This window comes from Rhodococcus olei, from assembly GCF_039540555.1.
GTDB lineage: Bacteria > Actinomycetota > Actinomycetes > Mycobacteriales > Mycobacteriaceae > Rhodococcus_G > Rhodococcus_G olei.
Map to the genome: position 1 here is coordinate 1 of NZ_BAABFB010000096.1, position 11,583 is coordinate 11,583.

At 63.2% G+C, this 11,583-nt stretch carries 7 protein-coding genes and 1 pseudogene; 5 read left to right on the forward strand and 3 right to left on the reverse strand.

From position 1 onward, the window contains the following. Window positions 1-359: 359 nt before the first annotated feature. Together ABD951_RS28795 and ABD951_RS28305 are read right to left on the reverse strand one after the other, a co-directional pair. Window positions 360-704: pseudogene (locus ABD951_RS28795) on the reverse strand (transposase); the annotation flags it as partial. A gap of 242 nt (window positions 705-946) precedes the next feature. Beyond that, window positions 947-2,899, reverse strand: a complete 1,953-nt coding sequence (locus ABD951_RS28305) for a flavin-containing monooxygenase (protein WP_345353563.1) — start codon at window positions 2,897-2,899, stop codon at window positions 947-949. 291 nt (window positions 2,900-3,190) lie between these two features. Here ABD951_RS28305 and ABD951_RS28310 point away from each other — a divergent pair, with 291 nt between their 5' ends. Continuing rightward, on the forward strand, window positions 3,191-3,871 hold the full coding sequence (locus ABD951_RS28310; protein WP_345353565.1) for a TetR/AcrR family transcriptional regulator: 681 nt from the start codon (window positions 3,191-3,193) through the stop codon (window positions 3,869-3,871). Here ABD951_RS28310 and ABD951_RS28315 read toward each other — a convergent pair. Beyond that, entirely contained in the window at window positions 3,845-4,549 is a 705-nt protein-coding gene (locus ABD951_RS28315; protein ID WP_345353567.1) for a nitroreductase, read from the reverse strand. The genes ABD951_RS28310 and ABD951_RS28315 overlap by 27 nt on opposite strands. A gap of 291 nt (window positions 4,550-4,840) precedes the next feature. On the opposite strand from ABD951_RS28315, the gene ABD951_RS28320 reads away from it, so the two are divergent. The 4 genes from ABD951_RS28320 (at window position 4,841) to ABD951_RS28335 (ending at window position 11,250) form a co-directional block, all read left to right on the forward strand. Then, window positions 4,841-6,472, forward strand: a complete 1,632-nt coding sequence (locus tag ABD951_RS28320; RefSeq protein WP_345353569.1) for an AMP-binding protein — start codon at window positions 4,841-4,843, stop codon at window positions 6,470-6,472. A 106-nt stretch (window positions 6,473-6,578) separates the two neighbouring features. Continuing rightward, window positions 6,579-7,958 (forward strand): phosphotransferase, encoded by a 1,380-nt coding sequence (locus ABD951_RS28325; RefSeq protein ID WP_345353571.1) that lies wholly within the window; start codon window positions 6,579-6,581, stop codon window positions 7,956-7,958. After that, a complete protein-coding gene (locus tag ABD951_RS28330) occupies window positions 7,951-9,741 on the forward strand; it encodes an AMP-dependent synthetase/ligase (RefSeq protein WP_345353573.1) in 1,791 nt (596 codons plus the stop codon). The genes ABD951_RS28325 and ABD951_RS28330 overlap by 8 nt, the downstream gene beginning before the upstream one ends. A 3-nt stretch (window positions 9,742-9,744) precedes the next feature. After that, window positions 9,745-11,250 (forward strand): class I adenylate-forming enzyme family protein, encoded by a 1,506-nt coding sequence (locus tag ABD951_RS28335; RefSeq protein ID WP_345353575.1) that lies wholly within the window; start codon window positions 9,745-9,747, stop codon window positions 11,248-11,250. Window positions 11,251-11,583 lie beyond the last annotated feature (333 nt).

An 11,583-nucleotide genomic window follows, 5' to 3' on the forward strand; every position in this document is an offset into this window, starting at 1 on the left:
TCAGGCTGCTGCCCACAGCAGCCTGAAACTCAAGCCAACTCTTGGTTTCCTAGCGACCAAGCTCGCTAGAAGGTTTCCTCGATCGCCCACCGAGTTCCGGCGACTGTAGCGAGGTCGCGGCGAGTGGCACGTTTCGCGCGTTGCACAGGTAGTGCGCGAGATCGGTGGGGGAGGTGCACGAGCGCCGGGCCAGCAGCCAATAATCCTGCTCGGGCGAGCCCGCGCCCTGCACCGTCACCCGCGCCCAGTCGAAGAGCCGGATCCCTCTGGCGCCGTCGCCGGCCGAGCGGGTGTGCCATGCCTGTGGTTGCAAGCCGGCGATCGTGGTGTCGGCCCGAGCTCGACGTTCCCGGTGGTGATCACCCGCTGGTTGACCGGCACCGGGAACGTCGAAAGGCCGAGTTCTGCGACCGCGAGTGCTGCTCGTATACCTCGTCGCCGGTCAGCCACTGCGCCAGGATCCCTGCGGCGACGGCACGTGCGAGCATCGCGATTGCCAACTCGGGTTTGGTCGCGAACTCCCGGCCTGCGGGCATGCCCGCAGGCCGGTGCACCGGTCCCGGTCGCCGGTCCACGCCTTGGGCAGGTAACAAATCCAGGTCGATCAGGGTCCGCCCGGTCGGCGTGGCGTAGGTCAGAAAACACCCCGACCTGACAGTTCTCGATCCGCCCGCGGTACCCGAGTACTGCCGCACCACCCCGGCCGAGCGGGTGCCCTACTTACACCACCTGGTGTCGGCGAGGCTCCGATCGCGAGAACCGATGCCCGATCAGCGTATCGATCTCCGCCAAACCGTCCGCCCACTCACGCGCCTCGACCACGTACACATCATCGTCGGTCTGCGCGGGAAATCGGACCCGAATCTCGACACAGTGGCCATCACCTGGCGTCACCGCATCGACATGAACGACACGCCCGCAAGACCAAACTTACGCGACTGTAGGTCTAGACTGTCACGGCCGCACGTCGTGGCTCGTCGACGTAGTCGGACCGATCGAACTCGAGAGTCCGCTGCCAGTAGTCGATGTACTTCCACGGGCTGCTGATCACGATTCGTCCGGCGTCATTGCGGTAGTACGTCGTCATGCCCTGGTGAGACCAGATCGATCTCGACAGCGCCTCGTCGAGGTCCTCGTTGTACTCGCGAAAGACCTCTTCGCGCACTTCGGTGCTTTCCAGATCGTTGGCGATGAGGTGTCCGATAGCCTGCATGATGTAGCGGACCTGGAACTCGGTCGCAATGACTGCACTGCCCCCGTGCCCGGCGTTGGTATTCGGGCCGTTGACGATGAAGAAGTTCGGAAAGTCCGGGACGGTGACCCCCAGGTAAGCACGGGCATCGTCCTTACCCCACTGGTCGCGGAGCGTCTGACCGGACGTGCCGCGAATCTCCATCGGCCAGAGGAACTGGAGCGTCTTGAACCCGGTCGCGAGGACGAGAACGTCGGCCTGGTATTCGCCGCCGGAGGCCGTGACGATGGTATTGCCACGCACCTCCGCGACTGCTTCGGTGACCAGGTCCACGTCGTCGCGGCGAACGGTCCGGAACCAGCCGTTGTCGAGGAGTGGCCTCTTGCCGTACGGCGGGTAGTCGGGAAGGCAGGCGTCGAGGAGATCCTGACGGTCGCCGAGCTCGGACTCGATGTACTTGGTCAGGAAGATGCGGTGGCGCTCGTTGTCCGCATTGATCGACCGCTCGGGATGCGGCCACGACGGATCGATCTGAAGCGAGGGATGCAGACGGTCACTGAAGTTCCAGAACGCCCGCAACCGATACCACGCCCCGTAGAAGGGCACGTTCTCCAACAGGTATTCCGTCCCCGGTGCCACGTTGCGGTGATAGTTCGGGTGCGGAAGTGCCCACTGCTTGGAGCGCTGGAAGACAGTCACCTTTTCGACCTCGTCGGCGATGGAAGGAACCAGCTGCATCGCGCTCGCTCCTGTCCCAATGACGGCCACGTGCTTTCCGGACAGGTCGACGTTCGGATCCCATTCCGCGGTATGCATGAAAGGTCCCGGGAAGGTGTCCAGGCCGGGTATGGGAGGCACGGACGGCCGATTGACCATCCCAACCGCACTGATGAGGATGTCGGTCTCGAGCGTGCTCGTCGATCCGTGCTCGTCGTGGATTTCCACCCGCCAGACCGCCGCCTCGACATCGTAATCGGCACGCACGACCTCGGTCCGGAACCGAATGTGTCGGCGTACGTCGTGTTCGTCGGCGAGCCGACTAAGATACTCGAACACCTCACCGCGCTTTGCGAAATAGCGCGACCACTTCGTATTCGGCTCGAACGAGAACGAGTAGAGGTGGCTTGGGGTATCGACACCGCATCCGGGATAGACGTTCTCGAGCCACGTTCCCCCGAGATCCGGATCCTTCTCCAAGATAGTGAAGTCAAGTCCGGCGGACCGGAGTTTGATGGCCGTGCACAGTCCGGACAGTCCGGAACCGATGATCACGATCCGCGGGGCGCGTCCCTCGACGACCGGAGGTAGGTCGACGTCGCGGCTGATCAGTCCCATCTCCTCGCTCAGCAGCGGGCCATAGCTTTCCGGCACCGACTCGACGAGCGCAACCGAAAGCATCCGCGCGACCTCATCCGGAGTCGGATTCGCAGGATGTAGATCACCGGCACGATATGCGATCACCGCGTCCGCGGCCGCGTCACGGATCTTCTGCTGAATCTCGGGAGTCAGTCCCCCCGAATCGTTGTCGTCGAGAGGTTTGCCCCGCTGGGGCCGATAAGGCTCCTCCAGCCACGATTTGTCGCCGGTCAGTTGCGCAAGTACCAGCACGAGGGTGGGGATATTGGCGTCGGCGAGAGCCTCGCGCAGGCGCTCGTTTTCATCGGTGCGCTCGTTCTGCTCAGCCGGCGGTGGAATCTGGTGCGGCACAACGGTCTCCTCTTGTAAGGCAGGTTGATGGCGTGGATTCGCGGAGTTCGGCTCGGGTGGGCGGCGTGGCCGGTAACCGGCGTGGCCGGAAACCGTCGTGGACCGACGGTCCGCGAACGAACCGAGGTAGTTTTGATCTCGCTTGTCTCAATATAAGGTGGGTGACGTGATCCGTCAATGTTGCAGAGGTGAAAGGGGTTGTAGGCTCTCGCGAGCGTTCGCAGTCATGAGGCGAACTATCGTGAGATCTACACGGCGTTGTTGGCCAGAGATGAATCGGAGGGACGTGCTGTGGCTCCGTCCAAGACCAAGAGCGGCAATCAGCTGGAATCGGCCGGTGGGAGCACTGTGACGCGTACGCCGGGTCGGCCCCGCCGCGAGATCGACATGGATGCGGTTGCTGACGCTGTTGCCCACTTGTACGCGGAGGGTGGTTACGACGCAGTGACGATCGAGGCCGCCGCCGAAAGGTTGTCGGTCTCGAGAGCGACGCTCTACCGGACGGTGCCGAGCAAGGAAAAGCTCCTCGGAATCGTCTTCGAGCGAAGCACCCAGGACTTACACGCAGCCGCGATGCAACTGGTTTCCGAAACCTCCACGTCAGCGGAGGCGCTCTTCGGATTGGTCCGGTTGCATATCCGCGCGGCGGTGAACATGCGCCACCACCTGGCGGTGTTCTTCGGCGGCGCCGGCCTTCCCCGCGACGTCTATGAGCGCTGGCTGGAGTGGACACACGAGTACGAACAACTCTGGGTCGACGTCGTCGACAAGGCGATGTGCGACGGTGTGCTCGATGCCGCGGATCCGCGATTGACGACTCGACTATTGCTCGGCATGGTCATCTGGGTGTCACGGTGGTATCGGCCCACCGAGGGGTTGACACCCGACGAGATTGCGGACGCGGCGGTCGCACTGATCTCCCGCCGTCCGAACAATTACGCGATGCTACCGGTCGACCCAGGTGAAGGTTGATTCCTTTTCCGCGCGACGCGTCCGGAACCGGTTCGCCGGTGCCTGGTGATCCGGCCAGCCGAACGAGATGCCGCAGACCACCAGGCGGTTGTCTGGGAGGTCGAAGTGGCGCCGGATGAAATTTGAGTGGGCTGCGAAGGCGGCCTGGGGTATGGCGCCGAGTCCGAGGCTTTGGGCCGCCAGCAGGAAGGTGTTCACATACAGGCCGCAGTCGACGGCGCCGTAGACTCCGAGATCGGCTTCCGTGGTGACAACGGCTGTGTGCGGTGCACCGAAGAACTCGAAGTTCTTGGCGGCCTGGCGTGCGGACGCCTCACGGTCGCCTCGGGCAATGCCCAGGCTCTCATACAGTTGGGACCCGCACTCGCGGCGCCGAATCTGGTAGATGCCCGTGTAGCTCGCAGGAAAGGGAAAATCGGGGCTCATGTCATCGGATCGGTTGGCATGACTCGACAGCTCTCGCCGGAACCGCTCGGTGCCGTCGCCGTCGGTGACGACGACGTGCCAGGGCTGGGTATTGCACCACGACGGGGAAAGTCGGGCGAGGTCCAGGACCTGCTCGATGGTTTCTCTGGGTACAGGCTCGTCCAGAAAGCCCCGGCAGCTCCACCGGTCCTGAAGCAGGGTTGACAGCGTCGCGGCGTTGTCTGAAGCAGTGTCGGTCTCGATAGTAGTCATAGGGTGCCTCCGGACTGCTCGGGAACCGGCCACCCGGTCGGGCACCGGCACTCACTTCCATGTTGATGTGAACGATCGTTCCGATCAACTGTACATTCTGCAATAGGCGGCTGGTGAACGTGCCCACCGCCGAAAATTGCCTGCGAAACGATCGTAGACACCTGTGCGGCATGTCACTATGATTATGAGACGAACTAAGTCAAAATTGTGAGCCTGACTCACGAACAAGCGCACCGGCGCGCGTCCACTCCGTGGTGGCTCGCGCTCGACATCACGATGGATGGAGCACTGATGACCGGCCTGGCCATACTGCACGATCGACAGTCTCGCGAATACGTGGACGGCGGCGACACGCTCATGCACGCTCTGGACCGGGCAGTCGCCGCCCGCGGAGACGAGATCTTCTTGGACTTCGCCGGCCGCACCTTCACCTACCGCCAGACCAAGGAGCGCGCGGTCGAGCTCGCCCGCGGGCTGCGATCGCTGGGGGTGGGCGCAGGCGACCGTGTCGTCACCCAGTTGCGCAACAGCGAAGACGTCATCTTCAGCTGGTTCGGGACCAACCTGCTCGGCGCGGTGTGGGTGCCGGTCAATACCGCGTATCGAGGTGAATTCCTCCGCCATCAGATCGCCGATTCCGGCGCCGAAGTGGTCATCTGTGAGACGGAGTATACGGACGGTCTCCTAAGTGTCGCCCTCCCCGACGTCAGGGCGATCCTGGTCCGTGGTGCCGCCTCGGAGTGGTCCGATGGCCGCGTCCATTCACTCGATTCGTATCGGATCCGGATCGCCGATGGGGACCCTGTCGAGCACGCGGCGAAGCCCAGCGACCTGACCTGCCTGCTGTATACGTCGGGAACGACCGGCCCCTCCAAGGGCTGCATGATGAGCACTAATTATCTGTGCAACATGGGGTATCACTCCAACACCGCAGTTCCACCGTTGCCGAACGAACGCAACTGGACGTGCAATCCGATGTTCCACATGTCCGCGCTCGGCGGCATCGTGGCCACCTTGCTCAACCAGGGCAGCATCTCGATCGTCGAGCAGTTCTCGGTATCGAGCTTCTGGTCGGAGATAGAGCGCAGCGGAGCCACTACCGCGCTGCTTCTCGGCCCCGCGTTCAACTGGCTCGCCAACGCCGACGACACCCCTGAGATGCTGCGGTGTGTGGGCCAGCTCCGCGCGGTCACCGGGTACGTCGCCCCTGAGGTAGCGCAGGTCTGGAGGACGCGTTTCGGTGTCAAGCACATGAACCGGTACGCCTACGGTCAGACAGAAGGCGTCTGGCTCACGGTGACCCCGGCCGAGGACACCGATCTACCGGCCGGCTGTGTCGGCAGGATCTGTGAGGATTTCGACATCCGGGCCGTCGACGACAACGATGTCCTCCTCCCGGACGGGCAACCGGGTGAGATCGTGTTCCGACCGAAGCGACCCAATGTCATGTTCACCGGCTACTGGAAGCGTCCCGACGAGACCGCGAAAGTCTGGCGGAATCTGTGGATGCATACCGGGGACATCGGGTTCATCCAGAACGGATATCTGTTCTTCGTCGACCGGAAGAAGGACTACCTGCGCAGCCGCGGCGAGAACATCTCCAGCTTCGAAGTCGAGCGTACCTACCAGCAGCATCCCAGTGTGAGCGAGGCAGCGGTGTACGCCGTCGGCGAAGGCGTCAGCGAAGGTGAGATCAAGGTGTCAGTGGTCCTCCGCGACGGCGCGAGCCTGTCCTGTGAGGAACTGTGCACATGGTCGATCGAACACCTTCCGTATTTCGCGGTTCCCCGGTACTTCGAGATCCGGGACGAGTTGATCAAGACCCCTACAGGCAAGATTCAGAAGTTCAATCTGCGCGCAGAAGGCATCTCCGAATCGACGTGGGACCGCGTCGCGGCAGGGATTACCGTGCGCCGACGGTGAATCCGAAATCTCGACAAACGAACCTTGAGTCGATCTTCGTCACCCCCATCCATCCCGCTCACTTCGACTGCACGTACCGAGCGATCTGTAAAAAGGAGGATTCACTGTGACCGTAGCCGGTCTTTCAGCGACGGGTCAGGGGTCACACGCCGACTCCGGTGCCCAGTTTTCCGGCCTCGCGGCTCGGCTGATCGCTGCAGTCTCCCGCGAGCTCGAGCAAATCGGGTCGGCAGTCAACGACCGTGAGACCGCCGCCAAACTCCAGCACGCGCGGGGGATCCTCGACTGGGTCGGTCGCACGGCACGGTCGGAGACCGGAGTGGTAGCCGACCTCGAATCGCAGGTGCTCGTCCTCACCGGAACCGGAAGCCCGGACTCCACGGCCCCTGAACTTGCTGCGACAGTGCATCGGCTGCTCGTCGCCCGCGGCCAGCTTACTGCGGACGGATCGCACACGGTCACCGCCGGTGATGAGCCTGCGGAACCGCCACTGTCACCCGAGCGGGTCACCGGATACCTCCGCGGACGCGCCGGTGGAGTTGATGACGTGGCGCATAGCGTGCGCACCATCCACGGCGGCTTCTCCAAACGGACGATGGTGATCTCATGCACTCTCGCCGGAGAGTCATGTGAGATCGTGATCCGTCAGGTCCCTCTCGGTCGATCGGGCCGTTCGCTCGCACCGGAATTCGACGTCGTACGGGCGGCGCATGCAAGCGGACTCCCTGTTCCCGAGCCGCTATGGATCGAGCCCAACGACAACTCGCTCGGTGGACCGTTCTTCGTTACTCGGCGTTCGGCGGGCGAGAACCTCGGCGACGTCTGGGGGCCCGCTGGCGCGACCAGCGAAATCTGTCTCGAGGTGGCGAAGCTCTACGCTCGCTTGCATGCGATCGATGTCGAAGGTCTGGAAGCGCCAATCTCACCCAGGACCACGCGCACCGAGTTGGAACAGATGCTGGACTGGCAGGAGAACACCCTCGTCAAACGGGGAATCATGGTCGAACCCGTGCTGGCAGCGTTGTTTGCCTGGCTTCGTGCGTATCTCCCGCCCGCGGCGGCACGGCGGTCGTTGATTCACGGTGACGCCGCGTTTTCCAACTTGCTGATCGAAGGAGGGCACGTCAGTGCGATCCTCGACTGGGAGGCCGCGCACCTTGGTGACCCGGCCGAAGAGTTGGCCTACCTGCGCCCGTCGATCGAGCCGGTCATGGCGTGGTCGGATTTCATGAACGCCTACGTCTCGGCCGGTGGCACCGAACCGGATCCGTCGGCATTGCGGTTCTACGAAGTGTGGCAGCACGTGTGGCGCCACATCGGATGCCTTTGGCTGTCGCAGAACTTCGACCAGAGCGGTCGCTACGCCTCGGCGGTCGCCGCGTATGTACACGGTCCGAGGTTCTTGAACGAAGCCGTCGTCGCAGCGTTTGGAACGCCAGCTCCATCAGGATGCAGGGGCACCGACAGGAAAGACACCGATGACTGACGTACCCTCAACCGCATCATCGCTGTGCGAGGCCTTTCAGAACACCTCCCTGCGATCGCCGGATTCGGTGGCATTGCGCACCCTCGGCGACGCGCAGGTAATCACCTGGCGCCAGTACGCGGAGGGGGTGCGCCGGACTGCGGAGGGCCTCCACGCGCACGGAGTGCGGCCCGGTGACCGCGTCGGGGTCATGATGGTGAACCGTCCCGAGTTTCACATCGTCGACACCGGCGCCCTCCATGCTCGGGCGGTCCCAGTCTCGATCTACAACTCGCTGCCGCCTGAGCAGATCGCATGGATTCTCGACGACGCCGGAGTCGAGGTCATGATTACCGAGGCCCGCTTCGTCCCGGTCCTTCTCGCCGCGCAAGAGCACCGCTGGCGCGCGAGGGTCCTAGTCTCGATCGATCAGCCGGCCGAGGGGGCACTCACACGCGACCAGTTCGAAACCGTCTCAACCGGATTCGACTTCGACGCCAGTTGGCGGGCGGTGTCGTCGACAGACTTAGCCACCATCTCCTACACTTCGGGGACCACCGGTAATCCGAAGGGAGTCGAACTCGAACACCGGGCGGTGCTCGGCAACTTGCGCGCAGTGGAGTCGGTGCTAGGAACGGTGCCCCATCCACGCGTCGTGTCGTTCCTCCCCGCTGCGCACGTCGCGGAACGCGTGTTTTCGCACTACCCCAGCATCCTGCACGGATACACCCTCACCTGTTGCCCCGACCCCGCGGACGTCGTCCGCCACCTCATCGATACCAGGCCGCACTACGTCTTCTCACCCCCGCGACTGTTCGAGAAACTCAGAACCGGCATCGAGGCCGCGGTCGCCGCCACCGCGGGCGACGACCGTAAGACCATCGACGACGCCCTCGCTCTCGGATACGAGAAGGTAGACCTCGAGCAGCGCGGTGCAGCCGTTCCCGCCGGCTTGGCCGTTCGCTACGACCAGGCGCGCATCCACTTGACCCGGCTGCTGGGCGCGGTCGGTCTCGACCACGTTCAGGTAGCCTTGACCGGGTCGGCGCCCGTCAACCCGGACCTGCTGCGATTCTTCCTCGCCCTGGGCCTGCCCGGACTCGAGGGCTGGGGGCTGTCGGAGGCGTGCGCCTTCGCGACAATGAATCGACCGGGTTCGATGCGGTTGGGTAGCGCGGGGCTGCCTCTTCCCGGAATGGCGATCCGTCTTCTCGACGACGGCGAGATCCTCCTCCGAAGCCCGTGGTTGATGAAGCGCTACCACAACCGGCCCGAACTAACCGCTGAAACCATCGATTCCGAGGGGTGGCTCCATACCGGCGATATCGGCACTATCGATGACGAGGGGCGAGTTGCGATCGTCGATCGCAAGAAAGAGCTCATTATCAACGCGTTCGGCAAGAACATGTCACCGGCGAACATCGAAGCGACACTGAAGGACGCGAGTCCGCTCATCGCGCAGGCATGCGTTATCGGTGACAATCGTCCATACAATGTCGCTCTCGTCGTTGTCGATTCCGTCATCGCCGGCGTAGAAGTTCGGCCGCACTTGTCCGGGCAGGACAGACTCGATGCGATCACAGCGCTGGTCACCGAGTCCGTCGCTCGCGCCAACAAATCTCTGGCCAGGGTGGAGCAGATCAAGAAATTCACACTGCTGCTCGACGAATGGCTACCCGGTGGTGTCGAGCTCAGCCCGACGATGAAGTTACGGCGGAAGGCCATCTCCGCACGGTATCAAGCCTGCATCGAAGCGATGTACGCCGACGCCTCGGATCGAACCGCGTTCACAGAGAGGGGCTGACCAATGCCGACCATCGGTGGAAGCGTGGTCCACAATGCTCACCGGGTTCCCGATCGCGACGCGGTTGTGTTCGGCGCCAGACGGTGGTCGTGGCGCGAACTTGATTCCGAGGTGGCCCAGACCGCCGCGGTACTCGACTCCATGAGACTCGGACACGGTGACCGGTTCGCATTGATCGCCGCCAACACGCCGGAGTTCGTGATTGCCGCCTTCGCTGCACTGCGCCTGGGCGGTATCGTCGTACCCGTAAACGCCCGCCTCGCAATCCCCGAGATCCGTCACATCCTCTCCGATTCGGGAGCGACGATCGTCGCATCGGGTCCCGACTACGCCGACAAGGTCGAGGCCGCACTTGACACACATGTGCTAGCCGGCACCCGCGGTGTCAGCCTCGGGCCGGGCTCATCATTACCAGATCTCTTCGCCGCACAGACAGGGATCCCGCCGATCACAGAGGATCGTGCCAGCGAGTCCGATGACGCGTTCATCGTGTACACCTCCGGAACGACCGGATCACCCAAAGGCGTGCTGCTCGACCACCACCGAGCTGTCTGGGCCGCGCTCGCACAAGTTGTGTCACTGGGACTGCGCGACGGCATCCGTTACCTGCACTTGCCTCCTCTCTATCACTCCGGAGGAGTGGTCTTTCTCAACGCGACGACCCTTGTCGGGGGCACCAACATCCTGATCCCCGCATTCGACCCCATGACGGTTCTCGACACCATCCAATCCGAATCGGTCAATGCCCTCCTGGGTGTACCCACGATGTACGAATTCCTCCTTCGCCATCCCCAGATCTCCCAGTACGACACGTCAAGCTGGCGTACCGGCGTCTTCGGGGCCGCACCGATGCCCGAATCGACGATCCGGAAGCTAATCGATACCTTTCCCACCGTCGAGTTCTTCCAACAATGCGGGCAGACCGAAGCGGGCCCCACCGGGCTGTATTCGACAATGGAACAAGTACGTGCTCAGCCCTTTTCATCCGGTCACCAGGCGCAACCTTTCGTTGAGGCGAGGTTGGTCGACCGGTCGGGCGCCGACGCTGGCACGGGAGAAATTGGGGAACTGCACCTCCGCGGAGAGCCTGTCATGAAGGGCTATTGGGGTCGGCCAGAGGAAACGAACGAGACGCTCCACAACGGTTGGCTCGGTACTGGTGATCTCCTCGAGCTCGCACCCGATGGTTCCATGCGCTTGGTTGATAGGGCCAAGGACGTCATCATCTCGGGTGGACGAAATATTTACTCCGCCGAGGTCGAACAAGTGTTGCGTGAGCATCCCGACGTCGCGGACTGCGCGGTGATCGGACGAGACGAACCCGACTGGGGTGAAATGGTCGTCGCTGTCGTGACACCCATTGATGGGCGCCCGCTGACCCTCGACAGCATCCGCCAACACTGCAGCGCGTTTATCGCCGACTACAAGCTTCCGCGTGACCTCGTCATCGGTGCGATACCGCGTAACGCTGCCGGGAAGATACAAAAACACCTCTTGCGGGCACGCTGACGTACCCATAAGGCAGCGATCCGCCCGGCGCCGACCGCTGCTCGGTGTGACTTGAAGCCCCGGGAGGAGCCACATGCGGTGGCTGGGATCCGTCAGGCTGCACCACCGTGCGACGGTTCTCTTCTCGACGCGTATCCGGGGACTGTCCGATGAACGGCTCTGGCGCACTTTCGGTGGTGGTCGGGCGTGTCGTGCCCCGACTCGGGATACTGGCCTGGCCAGCATGGGTCTTGTGCGATGTGGCGGATTCTCTGGTCAGGACGGTGATTCGCCCCGGGTTTCTTGGAGGCTGATGACCCGGAAGGATCGGCATCATGCCTGCACCGAGGAAGT